Annotated in this window: 18 protein-coding genes, 1 tRNA gene and 1 pseudogene; 11 read left to right on the forward strand and 9 right to left on the reverse strand. The window is 53.8% G+C overall.

All coding sequences use genetic code 11. From position 1 onward, the window contains the following. The first annotated feature begins 6 nt into the window (after positions 1–6). Complete coding sequence (locus tag ACNT1W_RS04540; RefSeq protein ID WP_012005008.1) at positions 7–405, forward strand: RidA family protein; 399 nt, start codon at positions 7–9, stop codon at positions 403–405. Between the two features lie 52 nt (positions 406–457). Here the strand turns inward: ACNT1W_RS04540 and ACNT1W_RS04545 are convergent, their stop codons facing one another. Both ACNT1W_RS04545 and argF read right to left on the reverse strand, forming a co-directional pair. Then, the gene (locus tag ACNT1W_RS04545) at positions 458–2,026 is read right to left on the reverse strand and encodes an ABC transporter substrate-binding protein (protein ID WP_411227797.1); all 1,569 of its coding nucleotides are present in this window, start codon (positions 2,024–2,026) and stop codon (positions 458–460) included. 253 nt (positions 2,027–2,279) lie between these two features. After that, entirely contained in the window at positions 2,280–3,299 is a 1,020-nt protein-coding gene (gene argF / locus ACNT1W_RS04550; RefSeq protein WP_012005010.1) for an ornithine carbamoyltransferase, read from the reverse strand. A 163-nt stretch (positions 3,300–3,462) separates the two neighbouring features. Between argF and rraB the strand changes: the two genes are divergently transcribed. After that, complete coding sequence (rraB, locus tag ACNT1W_RS04555; protein WP_012005011.1) at positions 3,463–3,891, forward strand: ribonuclease E inhibitor RraB; 429 nt, start codon at positions 3,463–3,465, stop codon at positions 3,889–3,891. Between the two features lie 55 nt (positions 3,892–3,946). Then, positions 3,947–4,711: a tRNA isopentenyl-2-thiomethyl-A-37 hydroxylase MiaE gene (gene miaE / locus ACNT1W_RS04560; protein ID WP_411227795.1), complete on the forward strand. Its 765-nt coding sequence runs from the start codon at positions 3,947–3,949 to the stop codon at positions 4,709–4,711. 21 nt (positions 4,712–4,732) lie between these two features. Here the strand turns inward: miaE and ACNT1W_RS04565 are convergent, their stop codons facing one another. Next, positions 4,733–6,340 (reverse strand): GMC family oxidoreductase, encoded by a 1,608-nt coding sequence (locus tag ACNT1W_RS04565; RefSeq protein WP_411227794.1) that lies wholly within the window; start codon positions 6,338–6,340, stop codon positions 4,733–4,735. A gap of 352 nt (positions 6,341–6,692) precedes the next feature. On the opposite strand from ACNT1W_RS04565, the gene ACNT1W_RS04570 reads away from it, so the two are divergent. Further along, positions 6,693–7,700, forward strand: coding sequence for an acyltransferase family protein (locus ACNT1W_RS04570; RefSeq protein ID WP_419246445.1), 1,008 nt, complete (start codon positions 6,693–6,695; stop codon positions 7,698–7,700). A gap of 157 nt (positions 7,701–7,857) precedes the next feature. Here ACNT1W_RS04570 and ACNT1W_RS04575 read toward each other — a convergent pair whose 3' ends face one another. The 4 genes from ACNT1W_RS04575 to pepA form a co-directional block, all read right to left on the reverse strand. Next, complete coding sequence (locus ACNT1W_RS04575; RefSeq protein ID WP_026142174.1) at positions 7,858–8,361, reverse strand: GNAT family N-acetyltransferase; 504 nt, start codon at positions 8,359–8,361, stop codon at positions 7,858–7,860. Positions 8,362–8,557: 196 nt separating this feature from the next. Then, a complete protein-coding gene (locus ACNT1W_RS04580; RefSeq protein ID WP_012005016.1) occupies positions 8,558–11,434 on the reverse strand; it encodes a valine--tRNA ligase in 2,877 nt (958 codons plus the stop codon). A 13-nt stretch (positions 11,435–11,447) separates the two neighbouring features. Continuing rightward, a complete protein-coding gene (locus ACNT1W_RS04585; protein WP_012005017.1) occupies positions 11,448–11,897 on the reverse strand; it encodes a DNA polymerase III subunit chi in 450 nt (149 codons plus the stop codon). 84 nt (positions 11,898–11,981) lie between these two features. Next, positions 11,982–13,493 carry a leucyl aminopeptidase gene (pepA, locus tag ACNT1W_RS04590; protein WP_012005018.1) on the reverse strand — a complete coding sequence of 504 codons (1,512 nt, stop codon included), beginning with the start codon at positions 13,491–13,493 and terminating at the stop codon, positions 11,982–11,984. A gap of 280 nt (positions 13,494–13,773) precedes the next feature. On the opposite strand from pepA, the gene lptF reads away from it, so the two are divergent. The 3 genes from lptF to ACNT1W_RS04605 all read left to right on the forward strand — a co-directional run bounded on the left by lptF (position 13,774) and on the right by ACNT1W_RS04605 (position 16,268). Continuing rightward, positions 13,774–14,868 carry an LPS export ABC transporter permease LptF gene (lptF, locus tag ACNT1W_RS04595; protein ID WP_012005019.1) on the forward strand — a complete coding sequence of 365 codons (1,095 nt, stop codon included), beginning with the start codon at positions 13,774–13,776 and terminating at the stop codon, positions 14,866–14,868. Further along, positions 14,868–15,938, forward strand: a complete 1,071-nt coding sequence (lptG, locus tag ACNT1W_RS04600; protein ID WP_012005020.1) for an LPS export ABC transporter permease LptG — start codon at positions 14,868–14,870, stop codon at positions 15,936–15,938. Before lptF ends, lptG begins: the two co-directional genes overlap by 1 nt. Before the next feature lie 245 nt (positions 15,939–16,183). Then, positions 16,184–16,268 (forward strand) — tRNA-Leu (locus tag ACNT1W_RS04605). A 104-nt stretch (positions 16,269–16,372) separates the two neighbouring features. Here ACNT1W_RS04605 and ACNT1W_RS04610 read toward each other — a convergent pair. After that, positions 16,373–16,492 (reverse strand): annotated as a pseudogene (locus ACNT1W_RS04610) (IS3 family transposase); the annotation flags it as partial. Between the two features lie 317 nt (positions 16,493–16,809). Here ACNT1W_RS04610 and fic point away from each other — a divergent pair. The 4 genes from fic (at position 16,810) to ACNT1W_RS04630 (ending at position 20,540) form a co-directional block, all read left to right on the forward strand. Further along, the gene (gene fic / locus ACNT1W_RS04615) at positions 16,810–17,886 is read left to right on the forward strand and encodes a protein adenylyltransferase Fic (RefSeq protein ID WP_419246446.1); all 1,077 of its coding nucleotides are present in this window, start codon (positions 16,810–16,812) and stop codon (positions 17,884–17,886) included. Between the two features lie 256 nt (positions 17,887–18,142). Continuing rightward, complete coding sequence (locus ACNT1W_RS04620) at positions 18,143–18,778, forward strand: carbonic anhydrase (protein ID WP_012005022.1); 636 nt, start codon at positions 18,143–18,145, stop codon at positions 18,776–18,778. Between the two features lie 212 nt (positions 18,779–18,990). Then, positions 18,991–19,239 carry a helix-turn-helix domain-containing protein gene (locus ACNT1W_RS04625; protein WP_419246447.1) on the forward strand — a complete coding sequence of 83 codons (249 nt, stop codon included), beginning with the start codon at positions 18,991–18,993 and terminating at the stop codon, positions 19,237–19,239. 2 nt (positions 19,240–19,241) lie between these two features. Then, positions 19,242–20,540, forward strand: coding sequence for a type II toxin-antitoxin system HipA family toxin (locus ACNT1W_RS04630; protein WP_419246448.1), 1,299 nt, complete (start codon positions 19,242–19,244; stop codon positions 20,538–20,540). A gap of 370 nt (positions 20,541–20,910) precedes the next feature. Here ACNT1W_RS04630 and ACNT1W_RS04635 read toward each other — a convergent pair whose 3' ends face one another. Further along, a complete protein-coding gene (locus ACNT1W_RS04635) occupies positions 20,911–22,116 on the reverse strand; it encodes a DUF3644 domain-containing protein (protein WP_419246449.1) in 1,206 nt (401 codons plus the stop codon). Between the last annotated feature and the right edge of the window lie 20 nt (positions 22,117–22,136).

Here is a 22,136-nt window from a genome sequence, read left to right on the forward strand (position 1 = left end):
CAAGGCATGACGATTAAAAGATACGGAATTGATGGCGGAACCGGCACCGGCGGGCAGCATCTGCCCTTTTCCAGAGCGGTTGAAGCCGGTGGCTGGCTGTATATCTCCGGCCAGACACCGATGAAGGACGGTGAAGTGGTGGAGGGCGGCATTATCGAGCAGTCGCGCCTGGCGATCCAAAACTGTCTGGATATTATGGTGGAGGCAGGATACGGCCTGGAAGACGTGGTGCACGTTAAGGTCATTCTGACCGATGCGCGTTATTTCCAGTCATTCAATAAAGTCTTCCGCGAGTTTTTTGCTGCTCATCCACCGGCGCGTATTTGTGCGGTTGCCGATCTGGTGGTGGATTGCAAAGTTGAAGTGGATATCACCTGCTATAACGCGGCGCGCATGACCCGATAAACGCCGGAATGGCCCGGCGCAAGGCGTTAAGTCACCCTGCGCCGGGAGCCGCTTATTTGCTGACGCGATCGTAATAGACCATGTCGGCATTCAGACCCTGCTGGTAGCCTTTGACGTTATCGCGCAGCACCACTTCGGTTTTTGCCTGATCGATAAACACATACGGCGAACTGCGCTGCAGTTCCTGCTGCATGGCGGTATAGAGTGCGGTGCGTTTGGCCGGATCGGCCTCGGCCACCGCCGCCAATGTTTGTTGGCTTAGCTGCGGGATCTGCCAGCCGTTGAGGCCCGCTACCGTACTGGTCTTGCCGTCGTTATAGGCGAAGGCGCTGGCATTGGAGTGGGCGTCAAAATAGTCCGGGATCCACAGACGGATCGCTGCCTGATGCTGGCGGGCGCGGACCCGCGAATAGACCTGACTGCCGGCCGCCGGCAACAGTTCCAGCTTCACGCCGCCCTCGGCAAAGCTGGCCTGCAACGCCTGGGCGATGGTGATAAACGGCGGTTTGTTTTCCACGTCCAGCGTCAGAGCCGCGTTGGTGATGCCGGCCTTGGCCAGGATCGCCTTGGCTTTGGCGGGATCGAAGCTGAACGGATTGTCTTTCAGCGCGCCCGGCAAGCCGACCGGCAGGAAGCTCTGGTGGACAAAATACTGGCCCTTCAGCAGATCTTTGGTGATGCCCTGATAGTCGATCAGATAACGCGCCGCTTCCCAGAAGGCCGGATTTTTCAGCAGCGGATTGGCGGTATTGCCGGTGTTGAACACCAGATAGTTTTGCTCGGCGGAAGGGATTTCCAGCACCTTCACGCCCGGCTGATTTTTCAGCGCCACGGTCTGGTCCGGGCCTAGTTCGCGTGCTACGTCGGCGTCGCCCTGCTGGATCAACAGGCGGCGGGTGGCGGAGTCTGGCACGCTTTTAATGATGATGCTTTTCAGCAGCGGCTTACTACCCAGCGACGTCGGGTTGGCATCCAGCACAATCGCCTGATGCGGTTGGTAGACGCGCATTTTGAACGGCCCGCTACCGGCGGAGTGCATTTTCAGCCAGGCGTTGCCGTAGTCACCGTCTTTGATGTTGGCCTGCACCGCCTTGCCGTCGACGATCGAGGCGATCGGCGTAGAGAGAATATTCAGCGCCACCGCTGGGCTGACGTCTGCCGTCCAGCTCAGTTGCAGGCTATGGTCGTCGATTTTCTTCAACTGTGCGTCGATGTTATCCGGCTGCCAGCCGAGCACGTTGAGGATAAATGCCGGTGACTTGTTCATCTTCACCGCGCGGCTGTAGGAAAAGATCACGTCATCGGCGGTCAGCGGGTTACCGGAGGCAAATACTGCCTGTGGACGCAATTTGATCGTCAGGGTTTTGGCGGCGGCGTCGCCCTGCCAGCTTTCCGCCAGCACCGGCACCACCTTCGCCGGATCGTCGCGATCCGCCTGCACCAGCCGCTGATACAGGCTTGGCACGGTCTGGATGCTGGACAGTTCGTTGGCTTCCGCCGGATCGAGGCTGACGATGTCATCCAGCGATTGCACCACCACCAGCGTATTGGGTGGAGTGGCGGCCAGCGTGGCGGTGGATAGGGCGGCAAGCATTAACAGCGGCAGGACTTTGGCTTTCATCGATGTGTTTTCCCTTGAAGGCACTACAAGAAATTATTGTTATCGTTTGTTTTCACGGCATTTTCGCCGCCAGAATGCCACGGTAGAACCTTTGCTGGTGGCTGACAAAGGCTAATCGGCTATTTGATATGCCTTAAACATCTTAGACGGATTGGCAGGGGTTGCCAGAGAGGAGGGGAGCGCGAGTCTGCAAACCCGCGCTCCCCATTGCCTGTGCGTGACGCGCCCCGGCAATATGTGTGGGAGTTAATGGTTAAAGCGTTTCGCTCAGGGTGGCGACCATCACCGCCTTGATGGTGTGCAGACGGTTTTCCGCCTGATCGAACACCACGCTGTGCGCGGACTCGAACACTTCATCGGTCACTTCCATGCCGCCATGCAGTCCGTATTGCTCTGCCATCTGCTTGCCGAGGGTGGTTTGATCGTCGTGAAACGCCGGCAGACAGTGCAGGAATTTAACGTTCGGGTTGCCGGTCAGTTTCACCATCGCCATATTGACCTGATAGGGTTTCAACAGCCCAATACGCTCGTGCCAGGTTTCTTTGGGTTCACCCATCGACACCCAGACGTCGGTATACAGGAAATCCGCGTCCTTCACCCCTTCGGCAATATCTTCGGTCAGGGTGATTTTGGCCCCGGTCTGTTTGGCTAATGCCTGGCATTCTGCCACCAGTTCCGGCTGCGGCCAGCAGGCCTTTGGCGCCACCAGACGCAGATCCATTCCCGCCAGTGCGGCGGCTTCCAGCAGGGTGTTGCCCATATTGTTGCGGGTATCGCCGAGGTAGGCGAACTTCACCTCGCTCAGCGGCTTGCCCGGCAACTGTTCCTGTACCGTGAGCAGGTCTGCCAGCAATTGGGTGGGGTGGAACTCATTGGTCAGCCCGTTCCACACCGGCACGCCGGCATGCTGGGCCAGGGTTTCCACCAGATGCTGGCCGTAACCGCGGTACTGAATACCGTCATACATCCGGCCCAGCACGCGGGCGGTGTCTTTCATCGATTCCTTGTGGCCAATCTGGCTGCCGCTCGGGCCGAGATAGGTGACCTGAGCACCCTGATCGAATGCGGCAACTTCGAAAGAGCATCGGGTACGGGTCGAGTCTTTTTCGAAGATGAGCGCGATGTTTTTGCCCTGCAGGTGGCGTACTTCCTTGCCTTGCTTCTTGGCCTGCTTCAAGTCGGCCGACAGTTTCAGCAGCGCATGCAGCTGTGCCGGGGTGAAATCCATTAACCTCAGGAAGTGACGTTTGTAGAACGGGTTTATGCTACTCATTGCCGTATATCCTTATCGTTTAAATTGAATTTAAATTCACTTTATATGTATGAATATTCAATTTCAACCCCGGAGTGGAAATCTTTCACGTTTATCGTGGAAGCAATGCCGACGGTGTGTGAAAATAGGCGCAATACAGGCCATTTGACTTGAGGATATAGGCATGGCAAACAGCGAACAGCTAGACGAACAACGTGAAGAGACCCGCCTGATCATCGAAGAACTGCTGGAAGACGGCAGCGATCCAGAGGCGCTCTACACCATCGAACACCATCTCTCTGCCGAGAAGTTTGAAGTGCTGGAGAAAGCCGCTGTCGAAGCCTTCAAGTTAGGCTTTGAAGTGACCGACGCCGAAGAGCTGGAAGTGGAAGACGGTACCCTGGTGATGTGTTGTGACGTGATCAGCGAAGTGGGTCTGAACGCCGAAGTAATCGACGCTCAGGTTGAGCAACTGGTCGCACTGGCGGCGCGTTGCGGCGTTAACTACGACGGCTGGGGCACCTACTTCGAAGATCCGAACGGCGAAGAAGGTGACGATGATGAAGAAGAAGGTGACTTCATCGACGAAGACGACGACGGTAAACGCCATTAATTAACTTCTGCTTAATTCCTGTGGGCCGGCGCTTGTTGGCCCCTGATAAGAACACATGAAATACCAATCCCTGTTAGCCCCGATTTTAAACTTCCTGCACTGTGAAACCCCAGACGCCTGGATTGATGCTGCGCGCCGCCCGGAAAACCTGCCGCTGCTGCTGACTGACCATATGGTGTGCGAGCTAAAAGCCGCGCAGACCGGCATGTGGCTGATCCGTCGTTACGTGGCTGACAAGGAGAGCGGTGACGCACTGCTGGCGCTGCTCAGGCCTTACGAGGCATTTTTGCATGAAGCGCAGGGCGTGCCGGAAGCGCTGTTCCAGCAGAACAATTTCACCCGCAAGATCCTGCCAAAAAACGGCTCGGCCTACGGTCAGGATCTGGCGGACAGAATGGTGCTGCTGATCAAAGAAGAGCTGCATCATTTCTCGCAGGTGCTGGAGATCATGCTGGCGCGGCAGATCCCGTATAAGAAAATCACCGCCAGTCGTTATGCCAAAGGCATGATCCGTGAGATCCGCACCCACGATCCGGCCACGCTGATTGATAAACTGATTTGCGGCGCTTATATCGAAGCGCGTTCCTGCGAACGTTTCGCCCGCCTGGCGCCGCACCTGGACGACGAGCTCAACCGCTTCTACGTTTCGTTGCTGCGCTCTGAAGCGCGTCACTACCAGGACTACCTGACATTGGCCGAACAGATAGCCGGTGGCGATATCAGCGAACGGGTGGCCCACTTTGGCCGCATAGAAGCGGCGCTGATCCAAACCCCGGACAGCGAATTCCGCTTCCACAGCGGCGTGCCTGCCACCGCCTGATAGCCGGGCACCCGTATGAATTTATTCCGGCGTGCCCAGCAGTAAATCCACCGCTTTTTCCGCCAGCATGATGGTCGGCGCATTGGTATTGCCGCTGGTCACCTGCGGCATCACCGAGCAGTCGATCACCCGCAGCCGTTCAAATCCGTGCACCCGCAGTTGTAAATCGGTTACCGAGTCCTGCGGGGATTGGCCCATGCGGCAACTGCCGACCGGGTGATACACCGTTTTGCAGAAATTGCGCACGAACTCTTCCAGTTGTGCCTCATCGTTAAGCCATGCCGGCTGCGGCATCAGCAAATCTTTGATCAGCGGTTTGAGGGCGGCGGTTTGCAGAAAACGCAGGCCGAACTTCACCGCACGCACGCTGCCGGCCAAATCTTCCGGGTGGCCAAGATAGTTGGCGTGCAGCTTCACCGGATCCTTGGGGTCGCGACTGCGCAGCAGCACTTCACCGCGCGCCCTGGGTTGCAGATAGCCAACCTTAAGCGTGAAGCCGTGGATATTGGGCAGTGGTTCGCCGGGTACGTCGTCCCAACTGTCGAGCATCGGCAGGAAGTGGATCTGCACGTCCGGTCGGCCGTCGCCCAGGCTGTCGGTGAAGGCGGCCCCTTCCAGCACGTTGGAACTCAGCACGCCGCTGCGAAACGCCAGCCATTCGGTGCCGTGGCGTAGCGCCTGCAGGCCGCGATCGGCACCGTACAAACTGATCGGCTCGCGGGTGCTGACGTTGATCGACATATGCAGGTGATCGTGAAAGTTCTTGCCGACCGGCAGATCCGCCAGCGGTTCGATCCCCAACTGCTGCAGATGTTCGCGTGGCCCGATGCCGGACAGCATCAGGATCTTTGGCGATCCTACCGCGCCGGCGCTGAGGATCACTTCCTGCGCGGCATGGGCCGTGACTTCGGCACCGCCGTTTTGGCTATACACCACGCCGGTGGCGACGTTGTTGTCGAGTACCACCCGGTGTACCAGCGCATTGAGTTTCACCACCAGCCGCTGTTCGTTACGCACGGCTTTCAAATAGGTACGTGCAGTGCTGGCGCGCTCGCCGTTGTGGGTAGTGGTTTGGTAGAAGCCGACGCCCTGTTGGCTGTCGCCGTTGAAATCGTTGCGGTAGGGGAGATCCAACTCCTGGCCGGCGCGGATAAACGCCATGCTGAGCGGGTGGCGGTAACGGTTCTCGCTGACCGGCAGTAGCCCCTCGCCACCATGATAGGTATCCGACAGGCTCTCGTTGGCCTCGGCGCGTTTGAAGTAGGGCAGCACGTCCTGATAGCCCCAACCAACACAGCCATAGCGTTCGGCCCACTCGTCGTAATCCTGTCGCTGGCCGCGAATATAGATCATGCCGTTGACCGAGCTGCTGCCGCCCAACACCTTGCCCTGGGCGATTTGCATGCGGCGGTTATTGGCATGCGGCTCCGGCTCGGTTTCATACGGCCAACTTTTCTTGGCGATGATTTTCGCCACGCCGGCCGGCATCTTGATGAACAGATTATTGTCGTCGCCACCGGCTTCCAGCAGCAGTACCCGCGCCTGGGTGCGGCGGATCAACTGCGCCGCCAGCACGCAACCGGCAGAACCGGCACCGACAATGATGTAATCAAAAGCGTTTTCCGACATGACTGCTCCCTGTGCGATTGCGGCATTAGCCTGTTCTGGCAGAGTATCCCAAGCGGGTCAGAGGTCAATTTGCAATCATTAATTTATTAACGAATATCACAAAAAATATTTGTATTTTTTATTATATACATGATTTTTATGAATAAAAAATAACGTAACCATATTAATGTTTGTTTGTTGCTTTTCTGCGGGTACAGGCTGGCGAGAGAACATGCGGTTTTATAAACAAACGGCGCATTGTTTCTTAAAGGAATATTAATTATGAGACTTATCCGAGCAGGAAAGAGAGTGTCAGCGTAAAAATGCTGCTATATGATGAGCCAATCTATTATCGGATAAGATATTAAGAAATATGGAAATTTCGATTAATAAGTCTAATTATTTAAAAGGGATTGCCATCATTCTGATGTTAATCCACCATCTATTTGCCTACCCGAGCCGTATTAGTCCGGATATCCCGGTTTATCATATGGTTAACAGTGTCGATATTGAGATGTTTGTTGGCCTGTTCGGCAAGATTTGTGTGTCGATGTTCCTGTTTTTATCCGGCTACGGATTCTCGCTAAAAAAAGAAGTGTCGTTTAAATATATCTGGGGCAAGCTGAAGAACTTATATATCAGCTACTGGATAGTGCTGTTTATCTTTGTGCCGATTGGCATCATTTTCTTTCCGGGCGAAAGATATTCCCTGTCGCCGTCGCTGTTTCTCGAAAACCTGATGGGCATAAAATCCACTTATAACAGCGAGTGGTGGTTCTTTAAACTCTACGTGTTGTATGTGCTCTCTTTGCCGCTGCTGTCGCGGCTGAATATCGGCCCGTTGCTGGGGCTGCTGTTTCTGGCGGCACTTTGCGGCAAGGGGCTGCAGTATGTTGGCTGGGCGCCAGAGGTGTTGATCGAATATTGCACCTGGTTGCTGCCGTTTGGCTTTGGCATGGTGTTTGGTCGTAGCCAGAAAATGCCGCCGAACTCGTGGCTGGTGAAACTGATTGCGACCCTGAGTCGTACCCATCCACTGATCTTGCTGATGGTGACGGTGGCGGTATTTATCGTCGCGCATAATCCTGGGCTGCTGCTGGTGACGCCGCTGTTTATTATTGCGCTGATGAATACGGCAGATGGCCTGGGCAGCAGGGTGAACCGGATAGTGGGCGAGTTGGGCAAGCATTCGATGTATATGTGGCTGACCCACAGTTTCTATTGCTATTACTTCACCCAGAAGCTGATCTTTGCGCCGCGCTATACGCCGCTGATCCTGCTGTTGTTAATTGCCGTATCCTACCTGACCAGCCTGGTGCTGAGCCGGATTGAATTGGCTATCAAGGGTGGAATGACGGGGAAAGAGCAGAAGGCGGGGTAAGCTGGATAAGAAAAGAGATCATTTGTGTGTTCTCTCAGAAGACGAACAATGTTTGTTATTAGGGAGAGCGTGCCGAAGGGGTCGTAGCAGCCTTGGCTGCCGGAGCGCCCCTCGGTGCGCTAGGCCCGGGTATCTCGGGCTGAACAGTAAGCGCTGATCACAGCGTCTTCAGCATGGTGACTTCGCAGTCGACGTGGCCGGTGGTGCCCATGGCCTGGTCGATATGCTCAAAGCCCAAATGCTCATACAGGCCGATAGCCTGGGTCAGACTGGCGGTGGTTTCTAAATAACAACAGCGGAAACCCTGTTGACGGGCGAACTCCAGTGCCTGCAGCGCCAGGCGTTTTGCCAGACCCTGGCCGCGTAAAACCGGCAGGAAATACATTTTCTGTAATTCGCAAATATCCACTTCACCGCCCTGCAGCGGCGCAACACCGCCACCCCCGGCAATCTGACCGTCGACTTCTATCACCCAATAAGCGCTGCGAGGCAGGCTGTAGAGCTGATACAAGACGTCCAGATTGGGGTCGGAAACGGTATAGCCTTTGTCCGCCGTCAAACCGTGCTCGGCGGAGACTTCGCGAATGACATTGGCAATAGCGGCATTATCGTCAGCCGTTATTGGGCGCACCAGAAGACGTACTGGGGTTGCTGTTGTCATGTTTACACTCGCCATTAAAAGGAACCACATTCGTTTTTATCGCAGCACAAAACGCGCCTGGGTTGATTCCCCGGCGGCATCCATGCTGCATATATTAATATATTGTAATAACATCTTAAGCGGGCCAGATGCAACGGCGATAAAAAAACAGCGGGGAAATCCCCGCTGTTTTCAGCTGTTACAGTGAACCGACAGATTACAGCGCGGCGATGGTCGCCTGCTGTTCCTGCAGCTTCACTTTGCCTTCTTTGCAGGCGGTCAGACGTTCGCGCTCTTTGGCGACCACGGCTTCTGGCGCACGCGCCACAAAACCTTCGTTAGACAGCTTGCCTTCGATCGAGGCGATTTCCGCATCCAGCTTGCCCATCTCTTTCGACAGACGCGCAATCTCGGCGTCTTTATCGATAAAGCCGGCCATAGGGATCAGCAGCTCGGCACCGTCCACCAGTTTGGTGACCGATAACGGACCTTTGTCACCGGCAGGCAGCAGGGCGATCGACTCCAGACGTGCCAGACGCTGAATAAAGCTCTGGTTCTCCTGCACGCGGCGCTGGGCGTCGGCATTGCAGTTGCGCAGCAGCACTTCCAGCAGTTTGCTCGGGGCGATGTTCATCTCGGCGCGAATGTTACGCACCGCGGTGATCGCCTGCTTGATCCACTCCAGGTCGTTCAGCGCTTGCGTATCTTCCAGCGCGGCGTCGTACTCTGGGAACGGCTGCAGCATGATGGTGTCTGCGGTTTCGCCGGTCAGGGTTTTCACGCGCTGCCAGATGGTTTCGGTAATGAACGGGATCACCGGGTGCGCCAGGCGCAGCAGGGCTTCCAGCACGGTGATCAGCGTATGGCGAGTGCCGCGCTGTTCCGCTTCGCTGCCGTTGGTCACCACCGGCTTGGTCAGCTCCAGATACCAGTCACAGAACTGGTTCCAGGTGAATTCGTACAGGATGTTGGCCGCCAGATCGAAGCGGTAAGTGTCCAGCGCTTCGCGGTATGCCTTCACCGTGCGGTTAAATTCAGCCAGGATCCAGCGGTCCGCCAGCGACAGCACTTTCTCGCCGCCGTTAAAGCCACAGTCCTGGCCTTCTGCGTTCATCAGCACAAAGCGGCTGGCGTTCCACAGCTTGTTACAGAAGTTACGGTAGCCTTCCAGGCGCTTCATGTCCCAGTTAATGTCACGGCCGGTTGAAGCCAGTGCCGCCAGGGTGAAGCGCAGGGCGTCGGTGCCGTGCGGCTCGATGCCGTTCGGGAACTGCTTCTCGGTGCGCTTGCGGATTTTTTCCGCCAGCTGCGGCTGCATCATGTTACCGGTACGTTTTTCCAGCAGGTCTTCCAGCGAGATGCCGTCAACCATGTCCAGCGGGTCGATCACGTTACCTTTCGACTTGGACATTTTCTGCCCTTCGTCGTCGCGGATCAGACCAGTCATGTAGACGGTCTTGAACGGAACCTGTGGCTTGCCGTTTTCATCCTTCATAAAGTGCATGGTCAGCATGATCATGCGCGCAATCCAGAAGAAGATGATATCGAAGCCGCTGACCATCACGCTGGTCGGGTGGAAGGTTTTCAGCGCGTCGGTCTGCTCTGGCCAGCCCAGGGTAGAGAAGGTCCACAGGCCGGAAGAGAACCAGGTGTCCAGCACGTCTTCGTCCTGGTTCAGCACCACGTCAGGGCCCAGGTTGTTCTCGCTGCGCACTTCTGCTTCGTTGCGGCCAACATAGACTTTGCCGTTCACGTCGTACCAGGCCGGGATACGGTGACCCCACCACAGCTGACGTGAGATACACCAGTCCTGAATGTCACGCATCCAGCTGAAGTACATGTTTTCGTACTGCTTCGGCACGAACTGGATCTCGCCTTGCTCAACCGCTTCCACCGCCACTTTCGCCAGCGGAGCCGTACGCACGTACCATTGGTCGGTCAGCATAGGTTCGATCACCACGCCGCCGCGGTCGCCGTAAGGCACCGTCAGGTCATGTGGTTTGATTTCTTCCAGCAGACCCAACTCTTCAAAGGCAGCCACTACCGCTTTACGCGCCGCGAAGCGCTCCAGGCCACGGAACTGGGCCGGGATCTCGTTGCAGTAATCGGTGCAGATTTCGCCGAGGGTGTTGAACACTTCCGCTTCCTGACGGATATCGCCGTCGAAAGTCAGAATGTTGATCATCGTCAGGCCGTGACGTTTACCGACTTCGTAGTCGTTAAAGTCGTGCGCCGGGGTGATTTTCACGCAGCCGGTGCCTTTTTCCATATCGGCGTGTTCGTCACCGACGATGCGGATACGACGGCCAACCAGCGGCAGAAGGATTTCTTTGCCGATCAAGTCTTTGTAGCGTGGATCTTCCGGGTTCACCGCCACGCCGGTATCACCGAGCACGGTTTCCGGACGGGTGGTGGCGACCACCAGGTAATCTTTGCCTTCGGCGGTTTTGGCGCCGTCGGCCAGCGGGTAACGCAGGTGCCACATGGAGCCTTTGGACTCGCGGTTTTCCACTTCCAGATCGGAGATGGCGGTGCGCAGTTTCGGATCCCAGTTCACCAGGCGCTTGCCACGGTAGATCAGATCTTCTTTGTGCAGACGAACAAACACTTCACGTACCGCGTTGGACAGGCCTTCGTCCATGGTGAAGCGCTCACGCTCCCAGTCCACGGAGTTGCCCAGACGGCGCATCTGGCGGGTGATGGTGCCGCCGGATTCTGCCTTCCACTGCCAGATTTTGTCGATGAACGCATCGCGGCCATAGTCATGGCGGGTTTTGTTTTCTTCTGCGGCGATCTTGCGCTCAACCACCATCTGGGTGGCGATACCGGCATGGTCGGTACCCGCCTGCCACAGGGTGTTTTTGCCCTGCATGCGCTGGTAACGGATCATGGTGTCCATGATGGTCTGCTGGAAGGCGTGGCCCATGTGCAGGCTACCGGTGACGTTCGGCGGCGGGATCATGATGCAGAAGCTTTCCTGGCTGGTATCACCATTTGGCTTGAAGTAACCCTGGTTTTCCCAGTGATCGTACAGCTTCTGTTCGATCTCTTTCGGGTCGTAGGCGGTATCGAGGTGACTGTTTGTCTTTTCCATTTTATATCGTTGTTCAGTGAGTTGGCGGCGTGGCCGTGGTCAAATGGAAGCCGACGCTGCGATAAGCTTTATATCGGTCGCGCGCCAACTGTTTTAAGGTGTCTTCGTATGGGACGAAGTCTACCACTTCATGGAAAGCAGTAGCAAAATCTGCAAACTGCGGCAGCAGGGCGATCAGCAGGTCACGCGGGGAGTTGCCGCGTTTGCCGGGCCAGCACAGTTCGACCGGGGCGCCGTAATGCGGGCCTTCACCGGCCAGGTTGTGCGGCACGAACTGGTGTGGATCGCGCTGCCATAGCGCTTCGTCCAACCGTTGGGCCTGTTCCTGGCTCTCGCAGGCGATCAACACCCGCTTGCCGGAACGCCAACGTTCGGCGGCAACGGCGCAGGCCACGGCCTCATGCGCGCTGAGCGCACCTGCGGGTTCCGCGTGTTCGATTAGATAGAACGTTGCCTGTTTCATGGTCTGATTCACCGCTGCCTATAAAAAGTGTAGGGGCACAGCATGCTGTGCCCCTCGGGATTATACCTGAATTACCGCTCAGATTTAATCGTCGCCGTTTAACCCGGCGCGGTTAAGCAGGAACTGCGACAGCAAGGCAACCGGACGACCGGTGGCCCCTTTGGCCTTGCCGGAGCGCCAGGCGGTGCCGGCGATATCCAGGTGCGCCCAGCTGTACTTGCGGGTAAAGCGCGACAGGAAGCAGGCTGCGGTGATAGCCCCGCCCGGACGACCACCAATGTTCGCCATATCGGCAAAGTTGGAGTCCAGCTGCTCGTAGTACTCGTCGGACATCGGCAAGCGCCACGCACGGTCGCCGGCCTGTTCGGACGCGCCGATCAGTTCATGCGCCAGCGGGTTGTGGTTCGACATCAGGCCGGTGATGTGGTGGCCCAGGGCGATCACGCAGGCACCGGTCAGGGTGGCAACGTCAATCACCAGCTCCGGATCGAAACGCTCAACGTAGGTCAGGGTGTCGCACAATACCAGACGGCCTTCGGCGTCGGTGTTCAACACCTCGACGGTCTGGCCGGACATGGTGGTCAGCACGTCGCCCGGACGATAAGCGCTGCCGCCCGGCATGTTTTCACAGCCGGCCAGCACGCCGATCACGTTCAGCGGCAGGTTCAGTTCCGCCACCACGCGCATCACGCCGTACACGGTGGCCGCGCCACACATGTCGTACTTCATCTCGTCCATGCCTTCGGCAGGTTTGATCGAGATGCCGCCGGCATCGAAGGTCAGGCCTTTACCGACGAGCACAATTGGCTTAGCGTCCGGGTTAGGATTGCCCTTATATTCCATCACCGACATCAATGATTCGTTACGCGAACCTGCGCCAACCGCCAGATAGGCGTTCATCCCCAACTCTTTCATCTGCTGTTCGCCGATGACGCGGGTGGTGATGTTGGTGCTGAAGGCGTCCGCCAGTTGACGAGCCTGTGAGGCCAGGTAACCGGCGTTACAGATGTTCGGCGGCATATTGCCGAGATCTTTCGCTGCCTTGATGCCGGAAGACACCGCCAGACCGTGCTGGATCGCACGTTCACCGCTGGTGAGCTCACGACGGGTCGGCACGTTGAACACCATCTTGCGCAGCGGACGACGTGGTTCCACTTTGTTGCTTTTCAGCTGATCGAAGGTGTAGAGCGTTTCTTTTGCGGTTTCCACCGCCTGACGCACCTTCCAGTAAGTGTTGCGGCCTTTCACGTGCAGCTCGGTGAGGAAGCAGACCGCTTCCATGGAGCCGGTATCGTTAAGGGTATTGATGGTTTTTTGAATCACCTGCTTGTACTGGCGTTCATCGAGCTCACGCTCTTTGCCACAGCCAATTAACAGGATGCGTTCGGAGAGAATGTTAGGTACATGGTGCAGCAGTAACGTCTGCCCGACTTTACCTTCCAGTTCGCCACGGCGCAGCAAAGCGCTGATATAACCATCACTGATTTTGTCGAGTTGTTCTGCGATAGGGGACAAGCGGCGCGGTTCGAAAACGCCGACTACAATACAGGCACTGCGCTGTTTTTCCGGGCTACCGCTTTTTACACTGAACTCCATGCACTCTCCTGAATCTTAAAGACAAAGGCAGGCGCTACGGCTAGAATGGCGCACTCCGTAACGATCTCCCGCCATTGAGTTAACGAGTTATGTTAACCTGAACGGCGTAAATTGCTCTGTTTTGGCGACTATAGGCAAGTTCCTATAGGACACCCAAATGCTAGATGTTGTAATACTATTTTAGCTGTGTCGGTTGCCATATGATGAGAATAAATGGCGGATTAGCGATGAAACTATCGATTTTCCTGCAAAAAGACAAGTTTTCACAGGCGTAATAAGCGTGATCATCATAAGATATCTGGTACGGGAAACGCTAAAGAGCCAAATCGCGATCCTGTTCATCCTGCTTCTGATCTTCTTTTGTCAGAATTTAGTCAGGGTGTTAGGCGATGCGGTGGACGGCGATGTCCCGACAAATTTAGTTCTTTCTTTGCTCGCATTGGGTGTGCCGAAGATGGCGCAGCTAATCCTGCCATTAAGCCTGTTTCTCGGCTTGTTGATGACGCTTGGGCGGCTGTATACCGACAGCGAAATCACCGTGATGCACGCCTGCGGATTGGGTAAACGAACCCTGATCATTGCGGCCATGGTATTGGCACTTTTCACCTCCGTTATTGCGGCGGCCAACGTGTTCTGGGTCGGGCCCTGGGCTTCGCGCTATCAGGACGTGGTGGTTTCCGAAGCCAAAGCCAACCCAAGTATCGCCGGGCTGGCAGAAGGGCAGTTCAAAACCTCGCAAGACGGCAACGCGGTGCTGTTTATCGGTAACGTTAAGGGCAGCACCTTTAACAACGTGTTCCTGGCGCAACTGCGGCCGAACGGCAACCAGCGCCCTTCCGTGGTGGTGGCTGAACATGGCCAGATTAACCAGATGAAAGACGGTTCGCAGGTGGTGACGCTGGACAAGGGCACCCGTTTTGAGGGCACTGCGCTGCTGCGTGACTTCCGCATTACCGATTTCAACGACTATAAAGCGGTGGTAGGCCACCGTGCGGTCACCGTGGACGGCAACCAGGCCGAGCAGATGTCGATGAAGACGCTGCTGGCGTCTGACGATCCGGACGCGCGCGCCGAGTTCCACTGGCGCCTGACGTTGGTGCTTTCCGTGGTCATTATGGCGTTGCTGGTGGTGCCGCTCAGCGTGGTGAACCCGCGTCAGGGCCGCGTGCTGAGCATGCTGCCGGCCATCCTGCTGTATTTGATATTCTTCCTGCTGCAGACCTCGCTGCGTTCTAACGGCGGCAAGGGCAAGCTGGATCCGATGGTATGGCTGTGGGTAGTCAACGCGGCGTACTTTGCTATCGCGCTGGCGCTGAACCTGTGGGATACGGTGCCGATGCGTAAGCTGCGTGCACGCCTGAGAGGAGCGGCCTGATGTTTGGCGTTTTAGACCGATATATCGGTAAGACGATTTTCAACACCATCATCATGACGCTGTTCATGCTGGTGTCGCTTTCCGGCATCATCAAGTTCGTCGACCAGTTGCGTAAAGTGGGCCAGGGTGAGTACACGGCGCTCAGCGCCGGGATGTTTACCCTGCTGAGCGTGCCGAAGGACATCGAGATCTTCTTCCCGATGGCGGCCCTGCTGGGCGCACTGCTCGGGCTGGGGCAACTGGCGACGCGCAGTGAACTGGTGGTGATGCAGGCTTCCGGCTTTACCCGCATGCAGATCGCCGGATCGGTGATGAAAACCGCCATCCCGCTGGTGCTGTTGACCATGGCGATTGGCGAGTGGGTGGCACCACAGGGCGACCAAATGGCGCGTAACTACCGCGCGCAGCAGATGTACGGCGGCTCGCTGCTTTCCACCAAGAACGGCCTGTGGGCGAAAGACGGCACCGACTTTATCTACATCGAACGCGTTGCGGGCGAGAAAGAGCTTTCCGGCGTGAACATCTACCACTTCAACGACCAGCGCAGGCTGGAGACGGTGCGTTATGCCGCCAGCGCCAGCTTTGAAGACGGTGTATGGAAGCTTTCGCAGGTGGATACCTCTGACCTGACCAACGAAAAACAGGTCACCGGCACCCAAACATTGACCGGCGAATGGAAAACCAACCTGACCCCGGACAAACTGGGCGTGGTGGCGCTGGATCCAACCTCACTCTCCATCAGCGGCCTGCACAACTACGTGAAGTACCTGAAGCAGAGCGGCCAGGAAGCCAACCGCTACCAGTTGAACATGTGGAGCAAGGTGTTCTCGCCGCTTTCCGTCGCGGTGATGATGCTGATGGCGCTGTCGTTCATCTTCGGCCCACTGCGCAGCGTGCCGATGGGCGTGCGCGTGGTGACCGGTATCAGCTTCGGGTTCCTGTTCTATGTGCTGGACCAGATATTCGGCCCGCTGAGCCTGGTGTACAACATGCCGCCGGTGCTGGGCGCGTTGCTGCCAAGCATGCTGTTCTTGTTAATCAGCGTTTATATGCTGCTGAAACGCAAGTAGCGGCACTGCAGGCAGTTTAAGAGGGCGTAGCCATTAGGTTACGCCTTTTTTGTTTCTGGTGGCCTGGTGAGGCGGCTCTTGCCGAAATGAATACCTAGGAGCGCCGCATGCTGCGCCCATAAAACCAGCCAAATGTGACCCCGGCGACGATTTTTTCAGCACTTAACTCATTGAACAACGGATAAGTGTTGCACGCGGATCGCTGAAAGGTATAATGCCCACGTTTTCCGCATACTACTTGCAGTGCCGAAGTGGCGAAATCGGTAGACGCAGTTGATTCAAAATCAACCGTAGAGATACGTGCCGGTTCGAGTCCGGCCTTCGGCACCATTAGTACAGCGCGAACAAGAAGCCACCGAAAGGTGGTTTTTTTGTGCCTGAAATTTGGCATGGTGGAGTGCCCCCGTTCCGGTAGACAGTTTCTGTCCTCGCGGCGAGGCCTTTTCGAAGACCTCAGGGCTGACGCCACCGAGATGGCTATGGTGCCGGGTACGGCTGTAGCACACTTCAATGTAATCGAAGATATCCACCCGGGCCATGTCCTGATTTTTATAGTGAGTTAACCCAACGGGCAGTAAAACTCTCGGCAGTGCAATCAATTTATGCAGGCAAGCTACGCTGCATATCCAGATAGGTCGATAAAAATGACCTTTTCAAACCTAATCCCCCAACGTGTTTATGACAGCGGCATATTCCGACTCTGTGTCGATGAAATTCGTTTTTTTAAACATATGGCTGGGATAGATCCAGGGTATCGACAGGTTCCGGTGATATGTCGATAAAATGCAATTTTTTAAACATGATGGCGTGACATGTTTATAGCATCGACATAAGATGGCTATATGTCGATGAAAACGATTTTTATAAACATATGACCTGGAATCCAGAAACTCCTTACAACGATTTGCCGATACTGCCGCCCGATCTGGAGCGTGTTGAAACGCGCAATGTACTCAAAGCGTGCATAAGTGCGCGCGTAGCGATCGCAGAGTTGAAAACTGCAGGCGAGCTGATCCCCGATCAAGGTTTGCTGATAAATATCCTTCCTATGCTGGAAGCGAAAGACTCTTCGCGCATTGAGAATATCGTGACTACCAGCGATCGGCTCTTCCAGTATGCAGATCGCGCAGATGGTGCAGATCCGGCCACCAAGGAAGCGCTGCGCTATCGTACAGCACTTTATGATGGCTACACCCACCTTGAGGCTTATCCGCTCTGTACAAACACCGCGATAACTCTCTGTACCAAATTACGCGCAGTGCAAACCGATATCAGGAAAACGCCGGGTACGGTATTGCGCGATCAGAACAAAAACGCTGTGTACACCCCCCCCGTGGGTGAAGACGTTATTCGTAACTTACTGGCGAATTGGGAGCGATTCATACACGGCGATGATGATTTAGATCCACTAGTAAAAATGGCTATTGCGCACTATCAGTTTGAGTGCATTCATCCCTTTCCTGACGGGAACGGGCGAACGGGCCGTATCCTGAATATCTTGTATTTGATTCAGGCTGGGCTGCTTTCGCTGCCTATTCTGTATTTATCTCACTTCATCCTGGAGCGGCGTGACGATTACTATATGCTCCTGCGCAGGGTGACAGAAGAGGGGGATTGGGAATCATGGATCTTGTTTATGCTGGAGGCGGTAGAGAACACGTCTCGGTGGACGACTGACAAGATATCGATTGTGCGGGCATTGATGGCAGAAACCACAGAATATGTGCGCCAGAAGCTGCCGAAAATTTACACCCATGAACTTATCCAGACGCTTTTTGCGCAGCCGTATTGCCGGATCGATAACCTTGTGGAACGCGGTGTAGCCAAGCGCCAGACGGCATCAACGTATCTTAAGCAACTGGTAGAAATTGGAATTCTGGAGGAAATGAGAGTTGGCCGTGAAAAGCTGTATATCAACACCAGGCTGCTACAGGAATTGAATCAGTAGTTATATACCCATTAAGGTAGGGGGCAACGACCTATCCGTGCTCAATAAGTGGGGGGAGTTCACGGTCACCCCCTCAATTAAAGAATGCGCAGAAAGCGGTTATCCCCAATTTAACCGCGTTGCCGCACCTCGTCATTGCCACTTTTACAGGCACGCCTCGCAGTCCCCTGAGCGTTCATTTCCCTCCAATAGATACTGGACTAACCGGGAGTGATGATTATCATGTTATCGATACTACCGATCCAGAGAGCGTGTTATGCAACATATCATTGAAGGTTTCCTCAGCTTCCAGAAAGAGATTTTCCCACAGCGTAAGGAACTCTTCCGCAGCCTTGCCTCCAGCCAGAACCCTAAAGCGCTTTTTATTTCGTGTTCTGACAGCCGCCTGGTACCCGAGCTTGTGACTCAGCAAGACCCGGGGCAGCTTTTCGTTATCCGTAACGCAGGCAACATCGTTCCTTCCTTTGGCCCGGAACCGGGCGGTGTGTCGGCGACCATTGAATACGCGGTGGTGGCACTGGGCGTTACGGATATCGTGATTTGCGGCCACTCGAACTGCGGCGCCATGAAGGCGATAGCCTCTTGCCAGTGCCTGGACCCGATGCCAGCGGTGGCCCATTGGCTGCACTATGCGGACGCGGCCAAAGCGGTGGTAGAGAAGAAAACCTGGGATAACGAAATCGACAAGGTTAACGCTATGGTCGAAGAGAACGTCATTGCCCAGTTAAATAATATTAAGACTCACCCGTCCGTTGCCGTGGGCCTTCGCAACAACGGTCTGCGTCTGCACGGCTGGGTGTATGACATCGAAAGTGGCGAGATCCGCACGCTGGATAAAAATACGAAGAATTTCGTGTCACTGGCGGATAACCCCGCAGTTCACTTCGAATAACGTGATGCCTGGCCTTGGCTATCAAATTCAATCCACGCTTCGGCGTGGATTTTTTTAGGGGCAGATCTAAATAATCATGTCCGCTTTTGATACTCACTAAAAGCCATAGCAGATCCCACGATATGGCGAGGGCATCTATCCTCTATAGAGGATAATATTTGCTTTATCCGTTATAGGGGATAATATTCGTTTCATCCGCTTGGGAGGATAAAATGAAAATCACCTCGGCACAGATGCTGGCGCATACATTACGCAACGAGCGTAAAAAGCGTAACCAGAGCCAAAGCAAAACCGCTGACAGCGTTGGGTTAAAACAGGCGACGGTTTCCGCGTTTGAAAACAACCCGGACAGTACCCGGCTGGAGACGTTATTCAAACTGCTTGCTGCGCTGGACTTAGAACTGCAGGTCACCCCGCGTGGCAAGCCGGTAGATCCCAAGACCTGGGATCAGGAGTGGTGAGCATGGAAAAGCTACGCGTGGCGCTAAATGGCACTGTTGTTGGGACGTTGGAAAAGCATGCAGGCGGCGCACTGTCGTTTGTTTATCAGGAAGCGTGGTTGGCACAAGCCGGCACACGCGCCATATCGTTATCCCTGCCATTACAACCAGAGCCATTTCGCGGTGACGTGGTGTATAACTTTTTCGACAACCTGTTGCCGGACAGCGAGCTTATTCGCAGCCGCATACAGGCGCGTTTTAGAACGGTAACCAAACAACCTTTTGATTTGCTGGCCAACATTGGCAGCGACTGCGTGGGGGCGATCCAGCTTTACCCTGAACATGCTGAGGTGGCCGCGGTAAAGCAAGTGAATGCAGTACCGGTCAGTGACGAAGAAATAGAGCAGTTACTGCAGGGCTACCGAGAAGCCCCCTTGGGCATGGGACCCGATAGTGATGATTTTCGAATATCTCTGGCAGGCGCTCAGGAAAAGACAGCGCTGCTTTGGTTCGACAATCAGTGGTGCCGACCGGAAGGGAGCACACCGACCAGCCACATCATAAAACTGCCCATCGGCCATATCGCGCATAACAATTTGGATCTCAGTGAAAGTTGTGAGAACGAGTGGTTATGTTTACGCATGGCTGAACAGTTTGGCCTGCCGGTAGCGCAAACTCAGTTAGCGCGTTTTGGTGAGCAGAAGGTCTTGATCGTCGAACGTTTTGACCGGCGTTGGGCGCGGGATAACAGTTGGTTGATTCGCTTGCCGCAGGAGGATTTTTGCCAGGCGTTAGGCATTCCCCCTGCGCTGAAATACGAGGCTGATGGCGGGCCCGGTATTGTGGCGGCTATGGAATTGTTATTGGGCTCTCAACAGCCCTTGCTCGATCGAGACACTTTCTTTAAAAGCCAAATCGTATTCTGGATGCTGGCGGCCATTGATGGGCATGCTAAGAACTTTAGTTTGTTCCTTCAGCCGGAAACGACTTATCGAATGACCCCGCTTTATGATGTGCTCTCGGGTTATCCCTTTATGCACGCCCGCGGCATCGCGCCGCAGAAAGCAAAAATGGCCATGGCCGCGATTGGGAAGGGCCGCCATTACCGTTGGAGCCAGATCTTGCCCCGGCACTTTATCTCTACCGCGCGAGCGGTGGGGTATTCCGAAGAGAAGACGCTACAAGTGATGGCTGAGCTGAAAGCACAAACGGAGCAAGCAATCGCCAATGTGAATGCGATGTTGCCGGACGAATTTCCCCGCTCTGTGAGTAATGCTATTTTTGCCGGGGTTCGGCGGCAGGCGGAGAGGTTGCCTGGGTAGGGTGTGAAAAGAATAAAAAATTAAGACACGTGGGGTCGGTGTCTTTTTTATATCTGCCATTTGGATTTTTGTCATCATGTCAAAAATACGGGCTGGGCTATTGGGTCTGCTGCTTGGGTGTCTGGGATTGGTGTTCGGGAGGACGTGGATAAAATTAGTGTAATTACACTCAATTGATTCCTATAGTTGTTTGGGCTAATTGGGTAGTTAGTCTTATTATGTGACAATAAGCCTGAGATTTGATAGTGCCAATATTTTCCAAATCCTTATAAATATGGAATGTGAATTTATAAATTAATTTACTAAATTATTTAATATCAGTTACATTGGGTTTATATAGGTAACTTATGAGTACAGTTACCTATATAAATTATCTTTTTTTGTTTTTTAAATATTTTAAAGCTTCATCTAACCATTCTTGATGTTTTAAATTATCAATAAACCATGCTAAAAATTTTTCTGAATATCTATGTCTCTTGTCAATTTCAAAATGCATAGGGGATTTTTTGTTTTTTTGAATGTTGTGTTTGCTAATTACAGCTCTGAATGAATATCGAGTAATCAAGTGAGTGTTTTGTTGAGAATTTATTTTATCAATGGCAGTTCCTTCATAATAAGGATGGGTGACGTCTGGATCCCTTGTTTCTCTAATAATAATAGCATTATGTCCGTTTTCCCCAATACCTAATTCTAAATCACTGTCTTTAGTGTTTCGCGTTAATGTTAGCTTGTAATCAATAGGGATTGTGAATTCTACAGAATCATATTCGATTGCTGTTTTATTGAATCTTCCCAAAAATTCCTCTGCTACTGATGCTGTCATACTCCCATAATTCTCTTTAATAACAGAGAGGTCACTTTGTGGGCCATCAATAACTAAACTGAGCAACCCAATACTCTGACCAGACAATGGTGATGAGCCTGTTTCATTTAAATAACGCTGTTGATAGTTCAGTACATTTGCTTGGAAAATCCTTGAAAGTTCGGGCTGTAATTCAGGGATGAGTAAATGCACCGCGCTATCGCGTAACTCAACTAGCGTTTCTAAATTCTTTCTGACGGGGTCATTCTGTTGTAATCTTCTATTTAACGCATCGTTTATACTAATCGAACGACCATTAGGCTTGAATACTTCATCTAAACTTAATGTCTTAATTAATTCAGCTTTAAGCAATAGTTCCCAAGCATTGATGGAAAGGATGCAAAATGCTTCAACGCGGTTATCTAAGCTTGGCCTGTTATATACCTCGAGTGAAAGAATGAACGCATCTAAACTACGTTTTAATAGCCCTTTATATATTTTCAATTCTGGTGTAACAGCTTTTGCTCTTAGTGATTGTGACATCATTCTAAGGAAATCATCATTTGATAGTTTTAATAGTCCATCACACCGCCATTCTTTTTCATTAATTGGATATAAATAAACGCCGTTCAGTTTTTCATTAATGTATTTTCTGATGCTATTTTCATTGTAACCTGTGGACTCAACTAGATTTTTTACGGTGAATTTTTGATTGTTTTTTTCATATAACCTAAGTGATTCCAATAATTTTAACTGTTTTATTGAGCGGCTCATTAAATTCCCTCGTAGACTTA

The sequence above is a fragment of the Serratia sp. NFX21 genome (assembly GCF_048517035.1).
In the GTDB taxonomy this organism is placed as follows: domain Bacteria; phylum Pseudomonadota; class Gammaproteobacteria; order Enterobacterales; family Enterobacteriaceae; genus Serratia; species Serratia quinivorans.

Coding starts and splice junctions, on each gene's coding strand:
- ACNT1W_RS04540 (WP_012005008.1), top strand. CDS start 7: ATGACGATTAAAAGATACGGAATTGATGGCGGAACCGGCACCGGCGGG.
- ACNT1W_RS04545 (WP_411227797.1), bottom strand. CDS start 2,026: ATGAAAGCCAAAGTCCTGCCGCTGTTAATGCTTGCCGCCCTATCCACC.
- argF (WP_012005010.1), bottom strand. CDS start 3,299: ATGAGTAGCATAAACCCGTTCTACAAACGTCACTTCCTGAGGTTAATG.
- rraB (WP_012005011.1), top strand. CDS start 3,463: ATGGCAAACAGCGAACAGCTAGACGAACAACGTGAAGAGACCCGCCTG.
- miaE (WP_411227795.1), top strand. CDS start 3,947: ATGAAATACCAATCCCTGTTAGCCCCGATTTTAAACTTCCTGCACTGT.
- ACNT1W_RS04565 (WP_411227794.1), bottom strand. CDS start 6,340: ATGTCGGAAAACGCTTTTGATTACATCATTGTCGGTGCCGGTTCTGCC.
- ACNT1W_RS04570 (WP_419246445.1), top strand. CDS start 6,693: ATGGAAATTTCGATTAATAAGTCTAATTATTTAAAAGGGATTGCCATC.
- ACNT1W_RS04575 (WP_026142174.1), bottom strand. CDS start 8,361: ATGACAACAGCAACCCCAGTACGTCTTCTGGTGCGCCCAATAACGGCT.
- ACNT1W_RS04580 (WP_012005016.1), bottom strand. CDS start 11,434: ATGGAAAAGACAAACAGTCACCTCGATACCGCCTACGACCCGAAAGAG.
- ACNT1W_RS04585 (WP_012005017.1), bottom strand. CDS start 11,897: ATGAAACAGGCAACGTTCTATCTAATCGAACACGCGGAACCCGCAGGT.
- pepA (WP_012005018.1), bottom strand. CDS start 13,493: ATGGAGTTCAGTGTAAAAAGCGGTAGCCCGGAAAAACAGCGCAGTGCC.
- lptG (WP_012005020.1), top strand. CDS start 14,868: ATGTTTGGCGTTTTAGACCGATATATCGGTAAGACGATTTTCAACACC.
- fic (WP_419246446.1), top strand. CDS start 16,810: ATGACCTGGAATCCAGAAACTCCTTACAACGATTTGCCGATACTGCCG.
- ACNT1W_RS04620 (WP_012005022.1), top strand. CDS start 18,143: ATGCAACATATCATTGAAGGTTTCCTCAGCTTCCAGAAAGAGATTTTC.
- ACNT1W_RS04625 (WP_419246447.1), top strand. CDS start 18,991: ATGAAAATCACCTCGGCACAGATGCTGGCGCATACATTACGCAACGAG.
- ACNT1W_RS04630 (WP_419246448.1), top strand. CDS start 19,242: ATGGAAAAGCTACGCGTGGCGCTAAATGGCACTGTTGTTGGGACGTTG.
- ACNT1W_RS04635 (WP_419246449.1), bottom strand. CDS start 22,116: ATGAGCCGCTCAATAAAACAGTTAAAATTATTGGAATCACTTAGGTTA.